The organism is Rhodospirillum centenum SW, from assembly GCF_000016185.1.
GTDB lineage: Bacteria > Pseudomonadota > Alphaproteobacteria > Azospirillales > Azospirillaceae > Rhodocista > Rhodocista centena.
In genome coordinates this window covers 604,936-629,022 of record NC_011420.2, presented here as the reverse complement: position 1 = coordinate 629,022, position 24,087 = coordinate 604,936, and the positions used below count along the sequence as shown (strand labels likewise).

Sequence of the window (24,087 nt, the reverse complement as noted above, 5' to 3'; positions counted from 1 at the left end):
GTCAGAGGGACGGAGCGGCGGCCTGGAATTTGCCGGGCCGGGGAGTGTCTGCCTGGGGAGTGTCGGCAGCCCGGGTGACCGCCGGCTGTGCCGGGGGCTGCTGCGGAAGGGCGCCGGGCGCATCCAGCCGGTAGACGATGTCCTGCCCCTTGGCCCGGAAGGCCAGCTTCACCCAGGCATCGGCATCGTCGTACCAGATGTCCACGAAATCCGTCGCACCCGGCCGGTTGCTGAGGAAGTGCAGGCGGAAGTGCCGCGCCTCCACCACGCTGCCGGCCGCCGCTACGGGCTCTGCCCCCAGCGGTTCCACACGGACATCCATCAGCACGCCGCGCTGCGTGTCCAGCAGGCGCGTCGTGCCGACGGTGCGGATGTTCCAGTAGCTGGTCGGCACCACGTCGGCCGGCGCCAGCAGCGCCCCGCGGGAGCTTTCCACGGCGAAGCCCTCGGGCGTGGCCCGGCCGCGCACCCAGTGCCGCCTGCCGTCATCGTCCGTGCTCGTCTCCAGCGCGACAAGGCGGTCGCCCTGCCAGACCTCGCGGTTGGTGTGGACATAGCGGTAGGCGGTGAAGAAGGCGACCTTCACCTCGAAGCGGATTTCCTTCTCCACCACCAGCCGGTCGCCGTCGCGGTGGAAGTCCAGCCGGTGCCAGCCCATCGTGCTGTCGCCGTTGCGGAAGACGCTGAAGGCCAGCCGACCCGCCGCCGGCACCGTCGCCGCTGCGGCCGTCATCCCCGCCGCCACCGTCGCCGCCATCAGGGCGACGGCCAGCAGCAGCCCCGCCGGAAACCCTGCCCCGAACCGCGCCCGCATGCGCCGCCTCCGTCTCTTCCGCACCCGCGCAGAGAGGTAGGGCTCATCCCTTGTTCCGCAATGCCGCTCCCCCTGGTCGGGCGCGACAGACGCCTCGGAATGTAATAAGGTAACAGCATCGGATCGACCAACCGCGTCCATCATGACCCACGCCGGCCCCCGACAGAGGCTCCCCTCCGCAGCCGCCTCCGGCTCGCCTCCCGCCCCGGCGCCCTGTGCGCCGTTGCGCAGCCATTCGGCGCACGACCATGGCGTCTGCATCGAAGAGGCGATGGAGCGGGCCCGGACCCTGTGCGCGGGGCGCGGCGCGCGGCTGACCCAGTTGCGCGAGCGGGTGCTCCGTCTGGTCTGGTCCAGCCACCGGCCGCGCGGCGCCTATGCCGTGCTGGACGATCTGGCCCGGCAGGACGGGCGCGCGGTGGCCCCGCTGACGGTGTACCGGGCGCTGGATTTCCTGGTGGAGCAGGGCCTCGTTCACCGGATCGAGAGCCTGAACGCCTATATCGGCTGCACCGAGCCCGGCCAGACCCATGCCGGCCAGTTCCTGGTCTGCCAGTGCTGCGGCAACGCCGCGGAGCTGAACGACCCCGAGATCGCCCGCGCCGTGGCCGAAGGGGCCAGGGCGCGCGGCTTCACCGCGGTCCGCCAGACCGTGGAGGTGATCGGCCTCTGCCCCGCCTGCCAGGGGGCCTGACCGCCACCCGTTCCTGTTACCGTCGCACGCGACACCGCAAGCTCCGGGATTGCACCACCGTGACCGACCAGCAGCAGCCCCCCTCCCCGCCGCCGCGCCTGCCCGTCTCCGTCCTGACCGGCTTCCTGGGTAGCGGCAAGACCACGCTCCTGTCGCGGCTGATCCGCGACCCCGCCATGGCCCGTACCGCCGTCATCATCAACGAGTTCGGCGAGGTCGGCCTCGACCATCTGCTGGTCGCCAAGGCCGACGAGAACACGGTGCTGATGGATTCGGGCTGCATCTGCTGCACCATCCGCAGCGATCTGGCCGACACGCTGCGCGACCTCTACATGCGGCAGTTGCGGGGCGAGATCACCGGGTTCGACCGCGTGGTGATCGAGACGACGGGGCTGGCCGATCCCGCCCCCATCCTGCACACGCTGATGACGGACCCGCTGATCGCCTCGCGCTTCCGGCTGGACGGGGTGGTGACGACGGTGGACGCCGTCCACGGCATGGGCCAGCTCGACGCGCACGAGGAGAGCCTGAAGCAGGCCGCCGTCGCCGACCGGCTGGTTCTGACCAAGACCGATCTCGCCGCCCCGGAGAAGGTGGCCCGGCTGAAGGCCCGGCTGAAGGCGATCAACCCGGCCGCCGCCGTGGTGGACGCGCAGACCGGCGGCGCGCTGCCGGTGCTGCTGTTCGATGCCGGGCTCTACAATCCCGCCACCAAGTCGCTGGACGTGCAGCGCTGGCTGAAGGCCGAGGCCTACGAGCCCCACGGGCACGATCATGGGCACGACCATCACCATCACGGCCATGACCACGGCCATGACCATGATGACGGCCACGACCACAGCCACTGCGACCACGCGCACGGCCACTGCGACCATGACCACGATCATGGGCACGACCATGCGCACGACCCCAACCGGCATGGCGACGCGATCCGGTCCTTCTGCCTGACGGCCGAGGACCGCCTGTCCTGGGAGGCGCTGGTCAGCTTCTTCGAGACTCTGGCGCAGTTGCAGGGGGAGAACATCCTGCGCGTGAAGGGCCTGCTGAACGTGGAGGAGTCCGACCGCCCCATCGTCGTCCATGGTGTGCAGCACCTGTTCCACCCGCCGGTGCAACTCGACGCCTGGCCGAGCGACGACCACCGCACCCGCATCGTCTTCATCGTCAAGGATCTGTCGCGGGAAGTGGTGGAGACGCTGTTCCGGGCCTGCACCGGACAGGGTTCAGCCCACACCTGACCCGCCGGCCGCGGCCCGGCCTGCCGACACGGAAAGGGGCGGTGCCGCGCAGCACCGCCCCGTCTACCGGACCGCGTGTCCGTCGGTCCCTGCCTGCCGTGGTCAGTCCTGCTGCTGGCCGAACAGGCCGACCATGGACTCCTCCATCTGCTCGTAGGTGAAGGTCGGCAGCGCCATCACCTCCTGCTCGCTCATGCCCAGCTTCAGGACACCGGCCTGCGGGTCGATGCTGGCCTGTTCCCACGGAACCAGGATGTTCGCCCCGCCCATGCCTTCCGTGCCGCGGGTCAGGACGACCCCGCGGACGCGGCCGGAACTGCGGTCGATCACCAGATCCTCGACATAGCCGATCTCGCTGCCGTCGGAGACCTGGACCCGCTTGCCCAGCAGCGCCTCGGCCTGGGCCAGGGTCTGCTGCGGCTGCGCCGGGCCGGCGCTGCCACCGGACGGACCGGACGGCGGCTGCCCGGCCGACTGGCCCTGGGCGGCGGACTGCTGCGACTGGCCCGCCGGCTGGCCCTGGGCAGAGCCGGGTGCCTGGGCGTTGCTCGACTGGGCGTTGCTCGACTGGGCGCTGCCTGCCTGGGCACTGCCCGACTGCGGCCCCGACATCTGCTGCGCCCCGGAAGACTGCACGTCGGCAGTCTGATCCTTCCGGGTCCCGTCCTGGCCGGAAGGGCGGTCCGCCGCGACGGCGGCGCGTTGCAGGAGCTGGAGTTCGCTCTGCACCTGGGCGATCTGCTGCGTCGCCTGCTGCCCGCCGCCCTGGGCCAGGGCCTGCTCCGCCTTCTCCACGGCCTGCATGGCGCGGCCGGTGTCCGCATGCCGGCTGAGGTCGCCCAGCGTCTGGCGGACCTGGGTCAGGGCGGCGCGTACCTGGCCGAGCTGCTCCTGGTTCTGGCCACCCTGACCGAGCTGCTGCTGCGCCTGGGCCAGCCGTTGCGACGCGCCCTGCAGGCGCTCAGCGACGCTGGTATCCGCCAGCCCGGCCGGCGGCTGGCCGCCCGGGGGCAGGGTCAGAGTGTCCTCGCGCCCGGGCTCACCGACGGGGCGCCTGTCGGTTCCCGGGGCGGTGCCGCCGGGCTGTGCCTGGGTCAGGGAAGAGGCGCCGATCACCACGGCCAGAGCGGTGCCGAACAACAGCCGATGTCGCATGGGGGTCCTCCTGGGGGCTTTCATGGGCGAATCTGACGGGGTCAGATCTGGCGGGCCGGCCTTGGTGCGGGCAGGTCACCGGATCGGCCCACCACCGGGGGGCGCGCCCGGGCTGTCCGCGCCCCCTCCAACCGGCGGCCGGTCCGGGAGTTCCGCCTTTTCGGGGTACGTCCGGCGCCGGTGTCAGCCGCCGTCCTGGCCCGCGGGCACCCCGGACCGACGAGCTTCTGAGGGACGGCCTTCGGAGGGGCGGTTTCCGGAAGGACGGACGGCATCCCCCTGCCCCGCTCCTGCGGAACCCGGCTGCGGCGCGTCGATGCCGGCGATGCCCTGGTCCGTCATCTCCTCCCCGATCGCCTCGGGAACGTCGGGCAGGGGCGGTCCGTCCTGCGCCCGGCCCGCGGTGTCCACACCCGCGGCATCCGTGCCGGGTCCTTGGGGGGCGGCGCCGTCGGCGGGTGCGGGCGGAACGGTCTCGGCGGCCCAGTCGCCGCCGGTGACACCGACGCCCGGATCCGGCGCCGTGACCGGAGCGTCCGAGCCCGTCAGCGTTTCCACCCTGTCGGCGGCGCGCTGGCGCTCCAGTTCCTGTGCCGCCTTCTCCTGCGCGGCAGGCACGGCGGTGCCGGACGGGGCGGGCGCGGCGGACTGGCCGGCGGCAGCCGGAGCGGTCAGGAGAAGGATGAGAAGGGAAGCAGCGGCAGGCGGGATGCTGGCGGTGCGCGACATGGCAGGCTCCGGAGCGGTTGCGGGTCGGAACAGCCGGGCGTCTTGCCCGTGTCCCGCTCGCCCGGGTCAACCGGCCGCCGCCGGCCGGGTTCCCGATACCGCCAGAGCGGCCGGTCAGTCGCGCCGCAGATCCAGGGTCGTGCCCTCGCGCGCGGCGAAAGCCGTCGGCATCCGCTCCCGGGCCGCCCGCTCGATCGCCGTCATGGCGGCGTCGTCATGGTCGGGATCGTGGTGGAACAGGCAGAGCCGGCGGGCTCCCGCTTCCTGGCAGAGCTTCACGCCCTCCGACCAGGTGGAATGGCCCCAGCCGCGCCGCTGCTCGAATTCCTCATCGGTGTAGCTGGCGTCATAGATGACCATGTCCGCGCCTTCGATCAGGCGCAGGATGCTGGCATCCATCAGTCCAGGCACATGCTCGGTGTCCGTCACATAGCAGACGGATCTGCCGGCGCACTCGATGCGGTAGCCGATGGCGCCGCCGGGATGGTTCATCGACGCCGTGCGGATGGTGATCCCCCGGTCGATGTCCAGCACGTCGCCGGGCTGGATCCAGCTAAAGCGCAGATCGGCCCGCATGGTCTCCAGCGGCACCGGGAACAGCGGCGATTCCATGCAGGTGGCGAGCGCCTCGCTGATGCAGGCGACGCCCTGGAGATGGCCGCCCAGGATGTCCATGCTGAAATCCGGGCAGTAGGCCGGTTCGAAGAAGGGAAAGCCGGTGATGTGGTCCCAGTGCGTATGGGTCACCAGCATCGTGGCGTGTTTGATCCCGTCACGCCGCAGATGCTTGCCCGCGGCGCGCAGGCCCGACCCGGCATCCAGCAGCAGCGTCCTGTCACCGGCCTGCACTTCGACACAGCTCGTATTGCCGCCAAAGCCAAGATGTGACGCATAGGCGCAGGGGAACGTGCCGCGCACGCCCCAGAAAGTGACTCGGAAGTCCATTTCCGCCCCTTGGTCCGGACCCCTCCGGACCCTGTCTCAGTAGACTAGACGATAGAGCAGGCCGCCGTCCGGAAGTGTGACCGCGCGCACAGGAGCCGCCCCGGCGGCTCCCCTGCCGACGCGCCCCTGCCCCGCGTGGACGGCGTCCGCGCGTCCCTTCCATTCATCGCCCGGACAGGAGCCCGCTGCGGGCAGCCGCCCGCGCTTCCGCGATACGGTTGTCCAGACGGTCGTCGTCCAAGCCCTCGGGTTCCTGGTGGATGCTGAAGTCGGCGGACGGAAAGGCTTCACGCAGGCGCAGCTCGATCTCGTCGGTGATGTCGTGCGCTTCCGCCAGGGTCAGGTCGCTGTCCAGCTCCAGGTGGAAGTCGATGTGCTGGCCGACCCCCGTGGAGCGGGTGCGCAGGTCGTGCAGGCCCCGCGCCTGCGGATGTGCCAGGACCAGCGCCACCACGCGCGCGCGGTCGTCGTCGGGCAGTTCCCTGTCCATCAGCACGTCCAGCGCCGTCTCCGCGATGCGCAGGGCGTTCCAGACCAGGAAGCCGGCGATGCCCAGCGCGAACAGCGGGTCCCAGTACCCGGACCCGGTGACCCGGGTCAGCACCAGGGCCGCGATCACGGCCAGGTTCATCAGCAGGTCGCCGCGGTAGTGCAGACTGTCCGCGTCGATGGCGATGGAGCCCGTGCGTTCGATCACCCAGCGCTGGAAGGTCACCAGCCCCGCCGTCATGACGATGGCGAAGACCATCACGGCGATGCCCAGGCCGGTGGAGTCCACGGGACGGGGATCGACCAGCCGGCCGATGGCCTCGTAGCCCAGGAAGACGGCAGAGCCCGTGATGAAGGCGGACTGCGCCAGCGCCGCCAGCGGTTCGGCCTTGCCGTGGCCGAACCGATGGGCGGCATCGGGTGGCGTCAGCGCCTGCGCGACACCCAGCAGGGTGACGACGGAGGCGAGCGCATCCACGCTCGAATCGATCAGCGAGGACAGGATGCTGACGGACCCGGTGCTGAGATAGGTGGCGAGCTTCACCGCGATCAGCGTCAGCGCCACGGCGATGCTGGCATAGGCTGCCCGCCGCCGCCAGCGCGCCGCGCCTTCCCGGTCCTGCATGTGATCGGTGTTCATGACGCCCCGATATGCTTCCCCGACAGGCCCCGCGGCGCGGAAGCCCGGCCTCCCGGCTTCCGCGCCGGGACCTTACGGGTACAGCCGCTGGCAGGTCCAGCCCGTCGCCGAGCGCCGGTAGCGGAAACGGTCGTGCAGGCGGAACTCGCCGTCCTGCCAGAACTCGATGTCGTCCGGCAGAACGCGGTAACCCGACCAGTGCGGCGGCCGCGGCACCTCCTGTCCGTCGTAGCGGGCTTCCGTCTCGGCCACACGGTGCTGCAGCACGGCGCGGGACTCCAGCGGACGCGACTGCTGCGAAGCCCAGGCGCCGATACGGCTGCCGCGCGGGCGGGAGGCGAAATAGGCGTCGGCCTCGGCCTCCGTCACCCGCTCCACGGCGCCCTCGATGCGGACCTGGCGGCGCAGGCTCTTCCAGTGGAAGCAGAGCGCCGCCACCGGCCGCGCCGCAAGCTGAAATCCCTTGCGGCTCTCCGTGTTCGTGTAGAAGACGAAGCCGCGCTCATCCAGCCCCTTGAGCAGGACGATGCGCAGGCTGGGCCGGCCGTCGGCATCGACGGTCGCCAGCGACATGGCGGTGGGGTCGTTGGGTTCGGTCCGCTCCGCCTCTGCCAGCCAGTCGCGGAAGAAGAGGAACGGATCGGCAGGTGCCTCGGCGGGCGACAGCGGGCTGGGCACGGCATTCATGGCGGTGACCTGTGTCATAGTTGCGCCGGAATTGCCCACGACAATAGGGAACATTAAATCCTTGTCCATGCCCGGAGCCGCATGGCAGACGTCCCGACCGGCGTTTCGGTTACCCGAAGGCCGGCGGTCCCGCCCAGCGCATCCGCAGGCTTCCCTCAAGAGGCAGCACCATGATCCGGAAAGTCGTTCTCGTCGCCGTCACCACCGCCATGCTGGCCGGGTGTACGTCAACGGGTGGTCAGAAGCAGGGGGCGGGTGCCGTCCTGGGCGGTCTCGCCGGCGGTCTCGCCGGCTCCCAGATCGGCGGTGGATCGGGCCGCCTGTGGGCGACCGGCGCCGGCGTGCTGCTCGGTGCGCTGATCGGGTCCGAGGTCGGTGCCTCGCTCGACCGTGCCGACCAGTTGGCGCTGGAGCGCAACACCCGCACCGCCTGGGACCGCTCCACCCCGCTGAACCAGCCGATCATCTGGGACAATCCCGACAACGGCAACCGCGTCGTCGTCACCCCCACCCGCGAGGGCCGCACCCAGGCGGGCGCCTACTGCCGCGAGTTCCAGCAGCGCATCACGGTCGGCGGCCGCAGCGAGGAAGCCTACGGTCAGGCCTGCCAGCAGCCCGACGGCTCCTGGAAGATCGTGAGCTGACCGGCGCGGGACAGCGTTCCCTTCCTGATCACCGGCCCGCCGCTTGACCGGCGGCGTGGCCGGCGTAGGATGCGGGAACAACCTGTCCTATAAATTGCGGTGACCATGCGCGATCCCTACCAAATCCTCGGCGTCGGTCGGACAGCGTCCGCCGAGGAGATCAAACAGGCATATCGGCGTCTGGCCAAGCAGTACCATCCGGATCTCAATCCGGGCCGCACGGACATCGAGCTGAAGTTCAAGGAAGTGAACGGCGCCTACAGCCTGCTGTCGGATGCCGACAAGCGGGCACGCTTCGACCGTGGCGAGATCGACGCCTCGGGGGCGGAGCGGCCGGACCGTTCCTTCCGGCGCGCCTATGCCGGCGCCGGCCGCGACGACCCCTTCGACTTCTCCGACGACCCGTTCGCCGACCTGTTCGGCGCCACCCGGCGCCGTTACGGCACGGGCAGCAAGGGACGCGGCTCGGACGTCGCCTATTCCGTCACCGTCCCCTTCGCCGACGCCTGCCTGGGCACGAAGCGGCGCCTCACCCTGTCCACGGGCAAGAGCATCGACGTCACGATCCCGCCGGGAACCCGCGACCAGACCAAGCTGCGCCTGAAGGGCCAGGGGCTGGCCGGGGTCGGCGGCGCCCCGGCGGGCGATGCCATCGTGGAGGTGCATGTCGACCCCCACCCCTACTTCGTCCGCCGCGAGGACGACATCCATATGGATGTGCCGGTGACCTTGCAGGAGGCGCTGCTGGGCGCCACCATCAAGGTGCCCACCCTGGACGGGCTGGTGGCGGTGAAGGTGCCGAAGGGGTCGAACACCGGCAGCGTGCTGCGCCTCAAGGGCAAGGGGGTCTTCAGCCCCGAGCGCAAGGCGCACGGCGATCAGTACGTGAAGCTGACGGTGGTCCTGCCGGAACGCCCGGACGCGGACCTCACCGCCTTTGTGGAGAAGTGGGCGAAATCCCACGACTACGACGTCCGGCGCAAGGCCGGGCTGGGCTGACTCCCGGGACGGCGCCCGGAATGACGGAAGCGCGCGTCAGCGCACCCGCCGCACCTTCATCATCGTCGCCCCGTCCTCCGGCACCATGGCGTAGCTGCCGAACAGGCCGGGTTTGACGGTCACGCTCATGCCGGTCTTCAGCCGGATGGCGGCAGCCTCGCGCTGCATCCAGACCTGACCGTTGTCCAGTGTCACCAGCAGGCGGCCGGTGGACGGGTCGCGGCCGACCTCCGTGACCGTGGCGGTCATGCGGACCGGCTCTGCCCCGGGCTCGGTCGCGCGGGGAAGCTGTTCGGCGGCGAAGGACTGATCGGGCGCCGCCGCCGGGGGAGCGGACACCGCCCCCACACGCGGCACGGCCCCGGACGAAGCCGCCGGCGGCACGGCGGCGCGCAGCGCCGGAACCGTCCGGTTGAAGCAGGCCAGCCGCTCCGGACCGTCGGGCAGATCGAGGCAGCCGAGCACGGCGGCCACGGGCGGAACGGGTTGGGCAGAGGCGGGAGCCGCGGCCAGCAGAACCGGCAGGCCGAGCAGCAGGACCGGAAGGGACGGACGGCGCATCGTGGCTCTTGGGAAGGGTCGGAGATGTCCCGCAGGCTAGCGCCCCCGGTCCCTTTTGGCGAGAGACTTCCCTTCCGTACCAAGCCCTTCGCGCCATCAGCCGGCGCGGTACAAAAAAAAGCGGCGGGACCGAAGTCCCGCCGCCAGTCGATCAGCGAAGGCTGCGCCGATCAGTACTTGGCCGTCAGGCCGACGAACACGTAGCGGCCCATGGCATCCTGGTAGACCTGCGGCCAGGTGTTGCCGTTGCAGGGGCCGGTCGGGCAGTTGGCACTGCCGGTCAGCGGCGGGTCGCGGTCGAAGATGTTGTTGGCGCCGATACGCAGCGTGTACGACTCCAGGAACTGGTAGGTGATCGTGGCGTCGAAGTAGTTCTGCGTGCCGAGCTTCAGGTCGGTGCCGGCGACCTGGGCCGGGTTGTTCAGGCCCGGCTGGTCGGAGGTCGCGTCCAGTTCGGCCTTGGAGTAGTAGCGCCACTGGGTGGACAGGGTCAGGCCGGTGATCGGGGTGGTCCAGGTCAGGCGGGCCTTGTGGCGCCACTCCGGATTCGGCGTGCCGCAGACCGTGCCGTAGTAGCCGGTGCAGTCATAGGCCTTGTCGTTCGGCAGCGGCTGGGTCTTCAGCGTGTCCAGCCAGGTGCCGGCCATGGTGAAGGCCAGCGAGCCGGCATTGTTCAGACCGACATCCTCCAGGTCGAGGGAGTAGTCGATGTTGACGTCGATGCCGGTGGTCTTCAGCGAGCCGGTGTTGAGCGTGGTGTTGGTGATGTAACCCTGGTCGGACAGCCACAGCGAACCGTTGGCGTCGCGGTTCACCAGACCGCAGAAGTACGGATCCAGGGTCTCAAGGCAGCGGGAGATGATCAGGTCGGCGCCGATGCCGCTGATGTAGTCCTCCACCTTGATGTCGAAGTAGTCGAACGACACGGTCAGGCCCGGGGCGAACTCGGGGGTCAGCACCACGCCGATCGAGTAGGTGTCGGAGGTTTCCGGATCGAGGTTCGGATTACCGCCGTTCTGCCCGTTGTACTGGGAAGCCGGGTTCTCCTCGATGGCCAGCACCTGGGCTGCCGTCAGGCCGAACGCCTGGGCGCAGCGGGCGACCAGGGCGTCGCCCGCGGACAGGCCGGCGCAGGGATCGGTCGAACCGTCGAGCTGCACGACCTGCGGATCGTACAGTTCCAGGATGTTCGGCGCGCGGACGGCGCGCTGGAAGCTGCCGCGGAAGCGGAGATCGGAGACGGGCGACCAGATCAGACCCGCCTTGTAGGCGTCCGTCGAACCGACCGAGGAATATTCCGAGTACCGGAAGCCGGCATCCAGCTCCAGCGACTGGGCGAAGGGCTTGTCTTCGACCAGCGGGATACGGATTTCGCCGTAGATTTCCTTCGTGTCGAAGTCGCCCTCGACCGGCAGGCTGGCGCCGCCCGACCCGTTCAGCAGGCCGGCAGCCGCCGTGTAGTCGGAGGCGGAGTCGAGATACTCGCTGCGGTACTCGATACCGAACGCCACGCCCACACCGCTGGTCGCGAAGGGGGACACGACGCCGTAGTTGGTCAGATCACCCGCCAGCGAGGCGCTGAGGATCATCTCCTCGGTGTTGCCGGTGGCGTAGCTGGGGGTCTCCAGATAGTCCAGCGCTTCCTGCGTCACGCCGCCGATCTTGAAGATGTTGTACGGCACGCAGCTCGTGTCACTGCCGTCGATCGCCGCTTGGCAGACGATGTTGCCGTTGGCGTCGCGCCGCGCGATCAGCGCGTTGCGGATCTTCTGGGTCTGGAAGAAGCCGGTCTGAGCCCGGTTGAACGAGGTGGCGCCGTATTGCAGGTAGGCGTCGTAATTCCACTCGTCGGTGATGTCGCCGCGGACACCCGTCACGAACCGGTAGGCGGAGTGACGCATGTCACCCTGGCGGCCGCCGCCCTCGATGTTGCGGCGGGCGATCGTGCCGGTGAAGTTGTTCTGGGTTCCCGCATTCGCGCCGCAGAGCTGCTGCTGCTGCGTCGGGGTCATGAACGGGTTGTCGCAGTTCACCGAGAAGGTGCCGGCGAAGATACCGCCCGGCGCGATCTGGTAGATCGAGCGGTCGTCCATGTACATGACGTCGGCATAGACGTCCGCCCACGGCTGGATCTCGTAATGGGCGAAGGCGCCCAGCACGTAGCGCTCGTCCGGGCGCTGGTAGTAGTTCGTCGGACCGAAGTTGTAGACGTCGGTGCTGGCGTTGCGGGCGCGGAAGGTGTTGCCCGGGCCGGCCGGATCGACGACCCAGTTACCGAAGCGGGCCGGATAGGCCGTGCCGGAACCGCCGCAGGTGAACACGTCGCCGGAATTCAGCGAACAGGCGCTGAAGTCGCGGTCGCCCTGGAGCACCGCCTTGATCTCGCGGTAGCCGGCATAGGCCGTCACGTTGCCCTTGCCGTCGGCGCTGTTGGCACCGATCACCAGGGTCGCCTCGGACTGCTCACCGTCCGTCACGTTGGAATCCGGAACGGCGAAGTCCGTCGGGACCGAGGCGGAAGCGGACTTCGCCCGGATGATCGACTGGACGTCGTCGTTCTCGTTGTGATGCATGTAGAAGCCATGCTGCACATCGACGCGGACGCCCTCGAAGTCGCGCTCCATGATGAAGTTCACGACGCCGGCGATGGCGTCGGAACCGTACACCGCCGAAGCGCCGCCGGTGTTGACGTCCACGCGCTGGACCAGCGAGGACGGAATGAAGTTCAGGTCGGGCGACGGGACCGAGGGGTCGCCCGGCATCAGGCGCCGGCCGTCGATCAGGACCAGGGTGCGGGACGAACCCAGGCCGCGCAGGTTGACGGTCGCCGTGCCGGTGGAGCCGTTGGAGACCTGCCCGCCCTGGGCGGCGAACGCCTGCGGCAGCGAGTTCACCAGGTCCTCGACGCGGGTCACGCCCTGGGCCTTGATGTCCTCGCCGGTGACGGCGGTCACGGGGCTGGTGCTGACGAGGTTCGGCGCGCGGATGCGCGACCCCGTGACGACGATCTCCTCAAGAGCGCCCGCTTCCTGGGCGACCGCATGAACCGGGACCATCGCGGGCATGGCGAGCGCGACGGCCGCGCCGGCCAGAAGGGCCGCGCGCCGAACCCGGCGTTGCGTGTCAGTCATCTTCATCCGTTCTTTTCCCTTTCCGTGAAGTCCACTGTCGCTCCCCATCCGCCGCTTGGACGCGACGTTCGGGGGAGCTGTGGCTGCGGCTATACGCGCGGGAGGGTTCATGCCCTCCGCATTCCGCATAGCTGGCTGCCCGAAATATCAGACGATCTTCACGGAGGTGCAACGCTTCGGCAGAACCCATAAGCAGATCCTGGGGAAGCGTTGCATTTTTGCATACCGGGAGACGCTGTTTGTTTCTCAGACCCACCCATCCGGGCAAGAGACGGCATTTCCTGCCCCGTCCGGACCGGATCGCTACTTATGATTGATTGAAACGGTTTCCAGGGCGGTCAGATGCGTCCCTGCAGACCCGTCCTCTGGCGCACGGCCGTTTCGACCTGCCCGGAAGGCTGTCCGGACGGTGGATCGGCGAAGAGGTCGGCGAAGCAGACGCCCAGGACCTCGCGGTCGGCCGCCTCGGCCCGCTCGAACAGATCGGCCAGCCGGTTCTGCCACCCGGCGCTGAGGTGGCCGACCGAGCGCAGATTGCCCCGGATCGCCATGCCCAGGCTGTGGCGCAGGTCGTCCACCGTGGCATCGCTCAGGTTGCGCGTCGCCACCCAGGCGCCGTCGCGGGTCCGCGCCACCCAGTGCGCGGCCTGGAGCTGTTCCAGCATGCCGTCGATGACGTTGGCCCCCACCGGCACGCGGGTGGACAGCGTGCCGCGGCGGATGCCGACGCCCAGCCGCGCGGCCCGCTGCAACTCGTGCAGGATGGCCACCGCCACGACGATCCGCTGCGCCGACAGCAGCCCCTCCGGCCCGACCTGGGTGATCTTGCCGGCCCGCCATTCCGGCAGGGTGGCCGTGATCTCCGCCCCGAACAGCACGACCGACCACACGGTATAGAGCCAGAACAGGAAGATCGGGATCACCGACAGCGCGCCGTAGATCGTCTCATAGGTCGGGAAGGCGGCGATGTAGAGCCCGAACCCGACCTTGGACACCTCCATCAGCAGGGCCGCCGCGATCCCGCCGACCAGGGCGTCGAACCACTGCACCTCCCGATTCGGAATCATCAGGAACATCAGCGTGAAGGCCGCCGCCTCCAGCAGTCCCGGCAGCATGAAGCGCAGAACGGTGACCGCATCCCGCCCCGTTGCCTGGAGGTCCGCGACGACGCCGGAGGTGACGGAGAGGCTGGCCCCCAGCAGCAGCGGCATGATCGTCAGCACCGCCCAGAAGGAGAGCAGGCGGATCACCAGCGGCCGCGGCTCGGTCGCCCGGAAGATCACGTTCAGCGCCGCTTCGACGGAGAAGAACAGCAGGATGGAGGTGAGCGACAGGCCGATCACCCCGAACCCGGTGAGGGCGGCGGCGTTGCTGATGAACTGGTCGAAATAGGCCTGCACCTCGTCGCTGACGGACGGGGCGAGGCTGTCGAAGATCAGTTCCCGCGCCGTGTCGCGCAGCCGGCCGTAGGCCGGAAACGCGGAGAAGATGGCGAAAGTGACGGTCAGCAGCGGCACCAGCGCCAGCAGCGTCGTGTAGGTCAGCGACGCGGCGATGGCGAAGCCGTTGTTGTTCCAGAAGCGCGGCACGGCATGGCGGACCACCCCGACGGCGTCGGGCAGCCGGCCCGGCAGGCGCCGCAGCATCCCGCGCAGCCGGTCGGATGTCAGCATCGCCACCCTCCGGCGGCATCCCCCGTCCCGGCCTGCGACCGCGCTCTCGCCGTAGACATCGGTGCCAGGGTGCCTCCGGCGGCATCCCCCGTCCCGGCCTGCGACCGCCGGGCGGGCGGCATCTGTTTGACCCCAAAGGACGTTCGTGTAGGATGCGCGCCGCTTTTCCGGGCCGGTTTCCGCGAAACGGCCCGCGCCAGGGCGATTCCACTCCCAGCGGAGCGCATTTTATGACGACCAGTTCCAGCCTCATGGCCGGCAAGCGCGGCCTGATCATGGGCGTTGCCAACGACCGTTCGATTGCCTGGGGCATCGCCCAGGCGGTGCGGGCCCAGGGGGCACAGCTCGGATTCACCTATGTCGGCGACGCCCTGCTGAAGCGGGTCCGGCCGCTGGCCGAACAGGCCGGATCGGACCTGATCCTGCCCTGCGACGTGACCGACGAGGCCAGCATCGACGCCGCCTTCGCCACCGTCAAGGAACGCTGGGGCGGGCTCGACTTCGTGGTGCATGCGATCGCCTTCTCCGACAAGAACGAGCTGGACGGTCTCTACCTCAACACCACCCGGGCCAATTTCGCCCGGACCATGGACATCTCCTGCTACTCCTTCACCGCCGTGGCGCAGCGCGCCGTGCCGCTGATGCAGCCCGGCGGCAGCCTGCTGACGCTCAGCTACTACGGCGCCGAGCAGGTGATGCCGCACTACAACGTGATGGGCGTCGCCAAGGCCGCGCTGGAATCCAGCGTCATGTATCTGGCGAACGATCTCGGGCCGAAGGGCATCCGGGTCAACTCGATCTCCGCCGGCCCGATCAAGACCCTGGCTGCCAGCGGCATCGGCGACTTCCGCTTCATCCTGAAGTGGAACGAGCTGAACGCGCCCCTGCGCCGCAACGTCACCATCCAGGATGTCGGCAACGCCGCCCTGTTCCTGCTGTCCGACCTGGGCGGCGGGGTCACGGGCGAGAACCTGCACGTCGATGCCGGCTACCACACGGTCGGCATGGCCGCCGTGGACAGCGCGGCGGAGACGGCGAAGCTGCTGCAGAGCCTGGGCGGCGACGCCGGCTGATCCCGGCGGCCTGAGACAAGGAAACCGCGACCGTGGCCGGCAACAGCTTCGGCACCCTGTTCCGCTTCACCACCTTCGGCGAGAGCCATGGCCCCGCCATCGGCTGTATCGTGGACGGGGTGCCGCCGCGCCTGCCGCTGGACGAAGCCTTCATCCAGGGGTTCCTGGACCGGCGCCGGCCGGGCCAGTCCCGCTTCGTCACCCAGCGGCAGGAGCCGGACGCGGTCCGCATCCTGTCGGGCGTGTTCGAGGGTCTGACCACCGGCACGCCGGTGATGCTGGAGATCGTGAACCAGGACCAGCGCTCCCGCGATTACGGGGAGATCAGGGACAGGTTCCGGCCCGGCCATGCCGACTGGACCTATCAGGCCAAGTACGGCATCCGCGACCACCGCGGCGGCGGCCGCTCCTCCGCGCGGGAGACGGCCAGCCGCGTCGCGGCCGGCGCCGTCGCCCGCCGGGTGCTGGAGACCGCCCCCGCTCCGGTGACGGTCCGCGGCGCCCTGGTCCAGGTCGGTCCGCACCGGGTGGACCGCGCCCGCTGGGACTGGGCCGAGGTGGAGCGCAATCCCTTCTTCTGCCCCGACGCCGGCACGGCGGCGCTGTGGGCCGACTATCTGGACGGCGTGCGCAAGGCCGGCTCCTCCATCGGCGCCGTGGTCGAGGTGGTGGCCTCGGGCGTGCCGGCCGGCTGGGGCGAGCCGATCTACGACAAGCTGGACGGCGACCTCGCCCGCGCCATGATGACGATCAACGCCGTCAAGGGCGTGGAGATCGGCGCCGGCTTTGCCGCGGCCGAACTGTCGGGGGAGGAGAACGCCGACGAGATGCGGGCCGGCCCCGACGGGCAGCCGCTGTTCCTTTCCAACCGGGCGGGCGGCATCCTGGGCGGCATCAGCACCGGCCAGGACATCGTGGTGCGCTTCGCGGTGAAGCCCACCAGCTCCATCCTGACGCCGCGCCGGACCATCGACACCGCCGGCCACGAGACCGAGATCGTCACCAAGGGCCGGCACGACCCCTGCGTCGGCATCCGCGCCGTGCCGGTGGGCGAGGCCATGATGGCCTGCGTGCTGGCGGACCATTTCCTGCGCCACCGCGCCCTGGTCGGCGCCCCTGGCCCGGTCGGAAACGGCGGTCCGGTCGAAGACGGCGACCCGGTCGGGGGCTGACGCCGACGGCGCTTCCCTTCCGCGGCCCGGTCGGGTGTATGCTGGACGGGTCATGCCTGTCCCGCCTCCCCTCCTCGCCATTGATTTCGAGACCGCCAACGAACAGCGCGCCAGCGCCTGTTCCATCGGGCTGTGCCGGGTGGAGAACGGGCGGGTGGTGCGGACGGCCGAGTATCTGATCCGGCCGCCGGAACTGCGCTTCACCCCCTTCACCATCGCCATCCACGGCATCCGGCCGGAGGATGTGGTCGATGCGCCGGAGTTCCCGGACATCTGGGACGCGATGCGCCCGGAACTGGAGGGGGCGGTGCTGCTGGCCCACAACGCCAGCTTCGACATGAGCGTGCTGCGCGCGATGCTGGGGACCTACGGGCTGGCGGTGCCGGACCACGGCTATCTCTGCACCCTGGTGGCGGCACGGCGGGCCTGGCCCGATCTTGAGAAGCACAGGCTGAACCACCTGGCCCGGCAGTTCGGCATCGAGCTGGAGCACCACCGCGCCGGCAGCGATGCCCGCGCCTGCGCCGCGATCGCCTTGCGGGCGATGGCCGACTGCGGTGCCGCGGGCCCGGCGGAACTGGCAGCGGCGCTGGGGATCGGGCTCGGCGCCCTGGGGCCGGCGACGCACCAGCCCTGCCGTGCCCTGCCCCGGTCCGCCACGAAGCCTGTCCGCACAGCGGTGATGCGCTGAGCCGCCGCGGGTGGGCAGCCATGCCATGGCGTCGCACCTTCCGCCCCCATCGCCTGTTCTACCCTGGATGACCCGCGAAGTCGGGCAGGCCGTCGGGAGAGGAACGGAACGATCATGTCAGCGGTGATGCGCAATCTGGTATGGGTCGTCATCGGCGCGCTGGGCGCCGTCTGTCTGGGAGTCATCGCCCTGAACCGGGGCGAGACGATCAACGCCTTCTGGTTCATCGCCGCCGCGGCGGGCGTCTATGCCGTCGCCTACCGTCTCTATGCGGGCTGGATCGCGGCGCGGGTGATGTCGGCCGATCCCGGCCGGGCCACCCCGGCGCAGCGGCTGAACGACGGCCGGGACTATGTTCCGACCCACCGCTGGATCACCTTCGGCCACCATTTCGCGGCCATCGCCGGCGCGGGGCCGCTGGTCGGCCCGACGCTGGCGGCGCAGTTCGGCTACCTGCCGGGAACGCTGTGGCTCTTGGCCGGCGCCGTGCTGGGCGGCTGCGTGCAGGACATGATCATCCTGTGGTGCTCCACCCGCCGCGACGGGCGCACCCTGGGCCAGATGGCGCGCGACGAGATGGGGCCGATCGCCGGCACCGCCGCCCTGATCGGCACCCTGCTGATCATGGTGCTGATCGTCGCCGTGCTGGGGCTCGTCGTCGTCAACGCCATGAAGCACAGCCCCTGGGGCACCTTCACGGTGGCCATGACCATCCCCATCGCCATCCTGGTCGGCATCTACATGCGCACCATCCGCCCCGGCCGGGTGCTGGAGGGCTCGCTGATCGGCCTTGTCCTGCTGCTGGCCGCCACCGTCGGCGGCGGCTGGGTCGCGCATCACCCGGTACTGGGGCCGCTGTTCGACTTCGACGGGCCGGAACTGGCGCTGATGGTGATCGGCTACGGTCTGGTGGCCGCCATCATGCCGGTCTGGCTGCTGCTGGCGCCGCGCGACTACATCAGCACCTTCATCAAGATCGGTGCCATCCTGCTGCTGGCCTTCGCCGTCGTGATCCTGCGACCGGACATGCACATGCCGGCCCTGACCCGGTTCGTGGACGGCACCGGCCCGGTCGTGGCGGGCGACATCTATCCCTTCCTCTTCATCACCATCGCCTGCGGCGCGGTCTCCGGCTTCCATGCCCTGATCTCCTCCGGCACGACGCCGAAGCTGATCGCCAACGAGGCCGACCTGCGGCTGGTCGGCTACGGCAGCATGGCGATGGAGAGCTTCGTCGGCATCATGGCGCTGGTCGCCGCCTGCGTGCTGGAGCCGGGCGTCTACTTCGCCATCAACAGCGCCGCCGGCGTCGTCGGGGCCACGGCGGAACAGGCGACCGCCACGATCACCGCCTGGGGCTTCCCGGTGACCCCGGAGCGGATGCAGGAACTGGCTACCGCCATGGGGGAGAGCACGCTGTTCCACCGCACCGGCGGCGCGCCGTCGCTGGCGGTGGGCATGGCGACGATCTTCGCCGGCGCCTTCGGCCAGGGCCTGCTGGCCGTCTGGTATCACTTCGCCATCATGTTCGAGGCGCTGTTCATCCTGACGGCGGTGGATGCCGGCACCCGCGTCGGCCGCTTCATGCTCCAGGACATGCTGGGCAATCTCTGGCGCCCCCTCGGCAACACCTCCTCCTACCCGTCCACGGTCGTCTGCTCGGCCGTGTTCGTCGCCATGTGGGGGTATTTCCTCTATATCGGCGTCATCGATCCGCTGGGCGGCATCAACATCCTCTGGCCGCTGTTCGGCATCTCCAACCAGATGCTGGCGGCCATCGCGCTGGCCGTGGCCTCCACCATCCTGGTGAAGTCGGGCAAGCTCCGCTACGTCTGGGTCACGGCGGCCCCGGCCGCCTTCCTGGCGGTGACGACGACCGTCGCGGCCTGGGAGAAGCTGTTCTCCGCCGACCCTCGGGTGGGCTTCCTGGCCGGGGCGGACGCGCTGGCGGCGAAGCTGGCGGCCGGCACCCTGCCGGCGGCACAGCTCGCGGCCGCACCGAAGCTGATCTTCAACCAGCGCCTGGACGCGGCGCTGACGGTCTTCTTCGTCATCGTGCTCTGGGTCACGATCGTGGAGGCCGTCCGCATCTCCCGCCGGCACATCGCCGGCCGGTCGGTGCCGCCGCTGACGGAGACGCCGCGGGTGCCGCTGGGCGCCGTTCCGGCGGCGGGGGACTGAGCCCCATGGCGGTGGCGGGGCCGGCCTCCTTCCTGCGCACGGCGTGGCAGGCGTTGCGGGAGATCTCCGGCGACGACGCCTATGACCGCTACCTGGAGCGGCACGCCGCCACCCACCCCGAGGAACCGCCGCTGGACCGGGAGGCCTTCTACCTCTCGGAACTGGACCGGCGGTTCAGCGGGGTGACCCGTTGCTGCTGAGCGGTGAGGTCCCGGGCGGGGCTGCCTCGGGAAGCGCGGCGGGCTCCAGCATCCCCGCCACCTCGCGCACGCCCAGCGCCGTGGTCAGGACGATGGCGTCGGCGCGGTGCAGGTCGGCCACGGTCACCGGCCGCTCCGCCGCGTCCCAGGCCTCCGCCAGCACGGCGCGCATGGTGCCGGGCAGCGCCCCCTCGCTCACCGGCGGGGTGACCCAGCCGCAGTCCAGCCGCAGGAACAGGTTCGCGGCACTGGCCTCCGCCACCCGTCCGGCGGTGTTCAGCAGCACGGCGTCGTCCGCCCCGGCCGCCGCCGCCTCCCGCCTTGCCAGGATGGAATCCAGGTAGTTCAGGCTCTTCACCCGGCTGAGCGGGGAGTGCTCGTTGCGCCGGGTGCTGCGCGCCACCAGCAGCCGCGCGGGCGGCGGGGGCAGCGGCAGCGGGCCCGCCGTCAGCAGCAGCGTCGGCCGCGGCGGCGCCGGCCGCGGCAGCCCGCGCGGCCCCGGCCCCGCCGTCAGCGTCAGCCGCACGACGGCGTCCGCCAGCCCGTTGGCCCGCACCACCTGCTCCAGCGCATCGGCCAGGGCGTCGTCGCCGGCCGGCACCGGCAGGCCGAGGATGCCCGCCCCTGTCCGCAGCCGGGCGAAGTGCGCCTCCAGCCGGAGCGCCCGGCCGCCGCGGACGCAGATCGTCTCGAACAGCCCGTCGCCCAGCAGCAGGCCCCGGTCCCCCGGATCGACCCGCCCCTCCCCCGCCGGCCGCAGGGTCCCGTCAAGCCAGAGGATGGGGGTCATTCCGCCGCCTCCTGTCCGCCGTCGTCCGCGGCGGGGGGACAGGGCGTGGCGGGCCGGGGCGTGGCGGGCCGGGGCGCGGCGGGCCAGGGCATGGCGGGGTCGAGGGCGAGCAGGACGGCGCGGGCCTTGGTCAGGCTCTCCTGGTATTCCGCCTCCGGGTCGCTGTCGGCGACGATGCCGCCACCGGCCTGCACCTGCACCCGGTCGCCGGCGGCGCAGAGGGTGCGGATGACGATGGAGCTGTCCATCGCCCCGTCCCAGCCGATCCAGACGACCGAGCCGCAGTAGGGGCCGCGGCGGGCGGGTTCCAGATCGCGGATGATCTGCATGGCCCGGATCTTCGGCGCCCCCGTGATGGAGCCGCCGGGGAAGGCGGCGCGCAACAGGTCCACCGGCCCCAGGCCGGGGCGCAGCCGCGCCTCCACCACCGAGACCATATGGTGGACGGTGCGGTAGCTCTCCAGCGTCTGGAGGGCGGGCACGCGGACGCTGCCCACCGCCGCCACCCGCGACAGGTCGTTGCGCAACAGGTCCACGATCATCAGGTTCTCCGCCCGGTCCTTGCCGCTGGCCAGCAGCTCGGCGGCAAGGGCGGCGTCGGCCTCCGGCGTGGCCCCGCGCGGGCGGGTCCCCTTGATCGGCCGCGTCTCGATGCGGCCGTCCGCCGTCAGCGAGAGAAACCGCTCGGGCGAGCCCGACGCCACCACCCGGCCGCCGCCGAGGTCGAGACAGGCGCTGAACGGCGCGGCGGTGCGCCGGCGCAGGGCGCGGTAGGCCCGCCAGGGCGTCGCCCCCGGCGCCAGCCGGCCCAGGAAACGCTGGGTGTAGTTGACCTGATAGACGTCGCCGGCCCGGATGTAGTCCAGGATGCGGGCGATGGCGGCGCGGAACCGCTCCGGCGTCTGTTCCGCCTGCCAGCCCGGCGGGGTCAGCAGGCTCTCGCCTTCCCCGGCCGAAGCCTCGCCCGCCGCCGTTTCCGCTGCCAGGGCGGCACCCCGACGGAGATCATCCGCCAGGGCCTGCGCCCGGGCACGGTCGGGGCCGATCACCCAGGCCCGCCCGGCCGCATGGTCGAAGGCCGCCACCGTGTCGTAGAGCCCCACCGCCATGTCGGGGAACGCCAGCCCCGCGGCCTGCGGTAGTGGCAGCCGTTCCAGCCGCCCGCCCAGTTCGTAGCCCAGGATGCCGACGGCCCCGCCCTGGAAGGGCGGCAGTCCCGGCACGGCCGGCCGCCGGCCGCGGGCCAGCAGCGTCTCCAGCAGGGCGAAGGGATCGCCCGACCCGCCGCAGGACTCCGGGGCCACGCCGTCCAGCGTCACGCCGGTCGGCCCCGCCTCCAGCCACGCCAGCGGATCGGCCACGATGTAGGAGAAGCGGCCGCGGTCGGGCGACGCGGCCCCGTCCAGCAACAGGGCGCGCGGGCGCCCGGCCAGGGCGGTGAAGGCGTCCGCCGGGTCGAACGGCGGCAGGTCCAGGATCACGGGGGCAGCGGTCATGGCGGCGACCTTAGCCGCACGGCTCCGGACCGCCAAGCATCGCCGGAATGCCCGCCGGAACACCCGGGGACACGCCAACCGCGCGATGAGCGAAACCGTTCAGCAACCGGCGCGTAACGGAACGGTACTGGCGTGGTCCGCGCCTTTGTGGTGGGATGTCCCGGCCGGAAGAGGAACCTGTCCAGGTCCGGCCCCGCCCGCCCTTTCCAACAGGATACGACATTACCCGCCATGATGAAGGTCATCGTCAGGATATTCGCCGTGATCGGCCTGCTTGCCGTCCTGCTGGTCGGCGGCGCGGTCGCCATCGGCATGATGCTGTCGCCGGGCCGTCCGACCCTGCCCGACAGCGTCGTGCTGGAACTGGATCTGGAGAAGCCCCTGTCGGAACAGGCGCCGGGCAACCCCTTTGCCGCCCTGTCCTCCGACCAGACCGCCACCCTGCATGATGTGGTCGCCACCCTGGACCGCGCCGCCCGCGACCCGCGGGTGAAGGGGCTGATCGCCCGTGCCGGCACGGCCGAGGGCGGCGTCGCCACCCTCCAGGAGCTGCGCGACGCCGTCGAGCGGTTCCGTGCCGCCGGCAAGTTCGCCCTGGTGCATGCCGAGACGTTCGGCGAATTCTCCCCCGGGATGCAGTCCTACTATCTAGCCACCGCGTTCGACGAGATCTGGCTGCAACCGGTCGGCACCGTGGGCATCACCGGCATCCTGTCGGAGCGGCCGCTGCTGCGCGGCACGCTGGAGAAGCTGAAGATCGAGCCGCAGATCGACAAGCGCTACGAATACAAGACCGCCGCCGAGCAGTTCATGGAGCGCGAGCCGACCCCGGCCAACGAGGAGATGACGGAGTCGCTGATCGGCGATCTCTACGAGCAGATGGTCGCCGGCATCGCGGCCGACCGCAAGCTGCCCATCGACGCCGTGAACGCCGCCGTGGACCGCGCCCCCCTGCTGGACAAGGAGGCGCTGGAGCTGAAGCTGGTGGACCGGCTCGGCTACTATGACGAGCTGGTCGAAACGGCCAAGGAGCGCACCCGCTCCGACAAGGGGACGGCGAAGACGGTGGCGCTGACCGCCTACCGCGACGCCGCGGAGGAGACCGACGCGCAGGCCCCGGTCGTCGCCCTGGTCGTGGGCGAGGGCGGCATCGCCCGCGGCGAGAGCGACGACAACCCGGTGACGGGCAGCGAAGGCTTCGGCGCCACCGACGTCGCCAAGGCGATCAACGCCGCCGCCGCCGACAGCAGCGTCAAGGCCATCCTGTTCCGGGTGAACAGCCCCGGCGGCTCCGCCGTCGGCTCGGAGGTCGTGCGCCGGGCGGTGAAGCGGGCCCGCGAGCAGGGCAAGCCGGTGATCGTCTCCATGGGCGACCTCGCGGCCTCGGGCGGCTACTGGGTGTCGATGGACGCCGACCGCATCGTGGCCCAGCCGGGCACCTTCACCGGCTCCATCGGCGTGCTGGGGGGCAAGCTGGTCACCAGCGGGCTGACGGACATGCTGGGCGTGAACTACGGCATGACGTCCCGCGGCAGGAACGCCACCATGTGGACGACGCAGCAGCCCTACACCCCGGCCGAGCTGGACCGCCGCGCCGCGCTGCTGGACGACATCTACGCGCAGTTCACCACCGGCGTCTCGGCCGGCCGCAACCTGCCGCTGGAGAAGGTGCAGGAGGTGGCCAAGGGCCGCGTCTGGACCGGCCGGCAGGCCAAGGAGATCGGGCTGGTCGATGCGCTCGGCGGCTACGCCACCGCCCTCTCCCTGGCGCGGGAAGTGATGGGGCTGAGCGCCGACGCGCCGGTCCGGGTCGCCCTCTTCCCGAAGCCGAAGTCGCAGTTCGAGCTGATCATGAGCCTGTTCGACGGCGGTGCGCGGGTCCAGCTCGGCCAGTGGGTGCTGGCCGACGCGCTGGCGGAGTACCGGCCGCTGCTGACCCAGGTGGAGCCGCTGCTGCGGGCCACCCGGACGGAGGAACAGACCGTGCTGATGCCCCCGGTCGGCATCGCCGGCCACTGAAGCCATCGCTGAGTCCGCCGCCGACCGCCCTGCCGGGACCCGTCCCGGCGGGGCGGCGGTGCCTCC

21 protein-coding genes are annotated in these 24,087 nt (G+C 70.7%); 10 read left to right on the top strand and 11 right to left on the bottom strand.

All coding sequences use genetic code 11. The annotated features are described in order from the left end of the window. Position 1: 1 nt before the first annotated feature. The gene (locus tag RC1_RS02785; RefSeq protein WP_012565819.1) at positions 2 to 814 is read right to left on the bottom strand and encodes a DUF6134 family protein; all 813 of its coding nucleotides are present in this window, start codon (positions 812 to 814) and stop codon (positions 2 to 4) included. Positions 815 to 1,037: 223 nt separating this feature from the next. Here RC1_RS02785 and RC1_RS02780 point away from each other — a divergent pair, with 223 nt between their 5' ends. Then, on the top strand, positions 1,038 to 1,508 hold the full coding sequence (locus RC1_RS02780; RefSeq protein ID WP_012565818.1) for a Fur family transcriptional regulator: 471 nt from the start codon (positions 1,038 to 1,040) through the stop codon (positions 1,506 to 1,508). 59 nt (positions 1,509 to 1,567) lie between these two features. Then, positions 1,568 to 2,746, top strand: a complete 1,179-nt coding sequence (locus RC1_RS02775; RefSeq protein ID WP_012565817.1) for a CobW family GTP-binding protein — start codon at positions 1,568 to 1,570, stop codon at positions 2,744 to 2,746. A gap of 102 nt (positions 2,747 to 2,848) precedes the next feature. On the opposite strand, the gene RC1_RS02770 is transcribed toward RC1_RS02775, so the two are convergent. The 5 genes from RC1_RS02770 to pdxH all read right to left on the bottom strand — a co-directional run bounded on the left by RC1_RS02770 (position 2,849) and on the right by pdxH (position 7,391). Next, positions 2,849 to 3,901: a PRC-barrel domain-containing protein gene (locus tag RC1_RS02770; protein ID WP_012565816.1), complete on the bottom strand. Its 1,053-nt coding sequence runs from the start codon at positions 3,899 to 3,901 to the stop codon at positions 2,849 to 2,851. Between the two features lie 183 nt (positions 3,902 to 4,084). Next, on the bottom strand, positions 4,085 to 4,630 hold the full coding sequence (locus RC1_RS02765; RefSeq protein ID WP_012565815.1) for a hypothetical protein: 546 nt from the start codon (positions 4,628 to 4,630) through the stop codon (positions 4,085 to 4,087). A gap of 114 nt (positions 4,631 to 4,744) precedes the next feature. Further along, positions 4,745 to 5,575 carry an MBL fold metallo-hydrolase gene (locus RC1_RS02760; protein WP_012565814.1) on the bottom strand — a complete coding sequence of 277 codons (831 nt, stop codon included), beginning with the start codon at positions 5,573 to 5,575 and terminating at the stop codon, positions 4,745 to 4,747. A gap of 163 nt (positions 5,576 to 5,738) precedes the next feature. Next, entirely contained in the window at positions 5,739 to 6,704 is a 966-nt protein-coding gene (locus RC1_RS02755) for a cation diffusion facilitator family transporter (protein WP_012565813.1), read from the bottom strand. 72 nt (positions 6,705 to 6,776) lie between these two features. After that, on the bottom strand, positions 6,777 to 7,391 hold the full coding sequence (pdxH, locus tag RC1_RS02750; protein WP_049766630.1) for a pyridoxamine 5'-phosphate oxidase: 615 nt from the start codon (positions 7,389 to 7,391) through the stop codon (positions 6,777 to 6,779). Between the two features lie 170 nt (positions 7,392 to 7,561). Between pdxH and RC1_RS02745 the strand changes: the two genes are divergently transcribed. After that, positions 7,562 to 8,035, top strand: a complete 474-nt coding sequence (locus RC1_RS02745; RefSeq protein ID WP_012565811.1) for an RT0821/Lpp0805 family surface protein — start codon at positions 7,562 to 7,564, stop codon at positions 8,033 to 8,035. A 105-nt stretch (positions 8,036 to 8,140) separates the two neighbouring features. Then, entirely contained in the window at positions 8,141 to 9,034 is an 894-nt protein-coding gene (locus RC1_RS02740; protein ID WP_012565810.1) for a DnaJ C-terminal domain-containing protein, read from the top strand. Positions 9,035 to 9,070: 36 nt separating this feature from the next. Here the strand turns inward: RC1_RS02740 and RC1_RS02735 are convergent, their stop codons facing one another. From RC1_RS02735 to RC1_RS02725, 3 genes are all read right to left on the bottom strand, one after another. Then, positions 9,071 to 9,595 (bottom strand): hypothetical protein, encoded by a 525-nt coding sequence (locus RC1_RS02735; protein ID WP_012565809.1) that lies wholly within the window; start codon positions 9,593 to 9,595, stop codon positions 9,071 to 9,073. 170 nt (positions 9,596 to 9,765) lie between these two features. Next, on the bottom strand, positions 9,766 to 12,732 hold the full coding sequence (locus tag RC1_RS02730) for a TonB-dependent receptor domain-containing protein (protein WP_012565808.1): 2,967 nt from the start codon (positions 12,730 to 12,732) through the stop codon (positions 9,766 to 9,768). A gap of 332 nt (positions 12,733 to 13,064) precedes the next feature. Next, positions 13,065 to 14,399 carry a YihY family inner membrane protein gene (locus tag RC1_RS02725; RefSeq protein WP_012565806.1) on the bottom strand — a complete coding sequence of 445 codons (1,335 nt, stop codon included), beginning with the start codon at positions 14,397 to 14,399 and terminating at the stop codon, positions 13,065 to 13,067. A gap of 230 nt (positions 14,400 to 14,629) precedes the next feature. On the opposite strand from RC1_RS02725, the gene fabI reads away from it, so the two are divergent. The 5 genes from fabI (at position 14,630) to RC1_RS02700 (ending at position 19,716) form a co-directional block, all read left to right on the top strand. Then, positions 14,630 to 15,472 carry an enoyl-ACP reductase FabI gene (gene fabI, locus RC1_RS02720; protein ID WP_012565805.1) on the top strand — a complete coding sequence of 281 codons (843 nt, stop codon included), beginning with the start codon at positions 14,630 to 14,632 and terminating at the stop codon, positions 15,470 to 15,472. Between the two features lie 32 nt (positions 15,473 to 15,504). Then, positions 15,505 to 16,644, top strand: coding sequence for a chorismate synthase (aroC, locus tag RC1_RS02715; RefSeq protein ID WP_012565804.1), 1,140 nt, complete (start codon positions 15,505 to 15,507; stop codon positions 16,642 to 16,644). Between the two features lie 52 nt (positions 16,645 to 16,696). Beyond that, positions 16,697 to 17,335, top strand: coding sequence for a 3'-5' exonuclease (locus tag RC1_RS02710; protein WP_012565803.1), 639 nt, complete (start codon positions 16,697 to 16,699; stop codon positions 17,333 to 17,335). 114 nt (positions 17,336 to 17,449) lie between these two features. Further along, positions 17,450 to 19,516, top strand: a complete 2,067-nt coding sequence (locus tag RC1_RS02705) for a carbon starvation CstA family protein (protein ID WP_012565802.1) — start codon at positions 17,450 to 17,452, stop codon at positions 19,514 to 19,516. A 5-nt stretch (positions 19,517 to 19,521) separates the two neighbouring features. Beyond that, a complete protein-coding gene (locus RC1_RS02700; protein ID WP_012565801.1) occupies positions 19,522 to 19,716 on the top strand; it encodes a YbdD/YjiX family protein in 195 nt (64 codons plus the stop codon). Here RC1_RS02700 and RC1_RS02695 read toward each other — a convergent pair. After that, positions 19,691 to 20,506 (bottom strand): aminotransferase class IV, encoded by an 816-nt coding sequence (locus RC1_RS02695; protein WP_012565800.1) that lies wholly within the window; start codon positions 20,504 to 20,506, stop codon positions 19,691 to 19,693. The two genes, RC1_RS02700 and RC1_RS02695, sit on opposite strands and share 26 nt — an antisense overlap. Continuing rightward, the gene (gene pabB / locus RC1_RS02690) at positions 20,503 to 22,002 is read right to left on the bottom strand and encodes an aminodeoxychorismate synthase component I (protein ID WP_012565799.1); all 1,500 of its coding nucleotides are present in this window, start codon (positions 22,000 to 22,002) and stop codon (positions 20,503 to 20,505) included. The genes RC1_RS02695 and pabB overlap by 4 nt, the downstream gene beginning before the upstream one ends. Positions 22,003 to 22,233: 231 nt before the next feature. Here pabB and sppA point away from each other — a divergent pair, with 231 nt between their 5' ends. Continuing rightward, the gene (gene sppA / locus RC1_RS02685) at positions 22,234 to 24,021 is read left to right on the top strand and encodes a signal peptide peptidase SppA (protein WP_012565798.1); all 1,788 of its coding nucleotides are present in this window, start codon (positions 22,234 to 22,236) and stop codon (positions 24,019 to 24,021) included. Positions 24,022 to 24,087 lie beyond the last annotated feature (66 nt).

Excerpts from the sequence above, each read along its gene's own strand:
- fabI (WP_012565805.1), top strand. The coding sequence starts at position 14,630 with ATGACGACCAGTTCCAGCCTCATGGCCGGCAAGCGCGGCCTGATCATG.
- RC1_RS02755 (WP_012565813.1), bottom strand. The coding sequence starts at position 6,704 with ATGAACACCGATCACATGCAGGACCGGGAAGGCGCGGCGCGCTGGCGG.
- RC1_RS02765 (WP_012565815.1), bottom strand. The coding sequence starts at position 4,630 with ATGTCGCGCACCGCCAGCATCCCGCCTGCCGCTGCTTCCCTTCTCATC.
- RC1_RS02785 (WP_012565819.1), bottom strand. The coding sequence starts at position 814 with ATGCGGGCGCGGTTCGGGGCAGGGTTTCCGGCGGGGCTGCTGCTGGCC.
- RC1_RS02745 (WP_012565811.1), top strand. The coding sequence starts at position 7,562 with ATGATCCGGAAAGTCGTTCTCGTCGCCGTCACCACCGCCATGCTGGCC.
- pdxH (WP_049766630.1), bottom strand. The coding sequence starts at position 7,391 with ATGAATGCCGTGCCCAGCCCGCTGTCGCCCGCCGAGGCACCTGCCGAT.
- RC1_RS02730 (WP_012565808.1), bottom strand. The coding sequence starts at position 12,732 with ATGAAGATGACTGACACGCAACGCCGGGTTCGGCGCGCGGCCCTTCTG.
- RC1_RS02710 (WP_012565803.1), top strand. The coding sequence starts at position 16,697 with ATGCCTGTCCCGCCTCCCCTCCTCGCCATTGATTTCGAGACCGCCAAC.
- sppA (WP_012565798.1), top strand. The coding sequence starts at position 22,234 with ATGATGAAGGTCATCGTCAGGATATTCGCCGTGATCGGCCTGCTTGCC.
- RC1_RS02760 (WP_012565814.1), bottom strand. The coding sequence starts at position 5,575 with ATGGACTTCCGAGTCACTTTCTGGGGCGTGCGCGGCACGTTCCCCTGC.
- RC1_RS02770 (WP_012565816.1), bottom strand. The coding sequence starts at position 3,901 with ATGCGACATCGGCTGTTGTTCGGCACCGCTCTGGCCGTGGTGATCGGC.
- RC1_RS02740 (WP_012565810.1), top strand. The coding sequence starts at position 8,141 with ATGCGCGATCCCTACCAAATCCTCGGCGTCGGTCGGACAGCGTCCGCC.
- RC1_RS02700 (WP_012565801.1), top strand. The coding sequence starts at position 19,522 with ATGGCGGTGGCGGGGCCGGCCTCCTTCCTGCGCACGGCGTGGCAGGCG.
- RC1_RS02705 (WP_012565802.1), top strand. The coding sequence starts at position 17,450 with ATGTCAGCGGTGATGCGCAATCTGGTATGGGTCGTCATCGGCGCGCTG.
- pabB (WP_012565799.1), bottom strand. The coding sequence starts at position 22,002 with ATGACCGCTGCCCCCGTGATCCTGGACCTGCCGCCGTTCGACCCGGCG.
- RC1_RS02695 (WP_012565800.1), bottom strand. The coding sequence starts at position 20,506 with ATGACCCCCATCCTCTGGCTTGACGGGACCCTGCGGCCGGCGGGGGAG.
- RC1_RS02725 (WP_012565806.1), bottom strand. The coding sequence starts at position 14,399 with ATGCTGACATCCGACCGGCTGCGCGGGATGCTGCGGCGCCTGCCGGGC.
- RC1_RS02735 (WP_012565809.1), bottom strand. The coding sequence starts at position 9,595 with ATGCGCCGTCCGTCCCTTCCGGTCCTGCTGCTCGGCCTGCCGGTTCTG.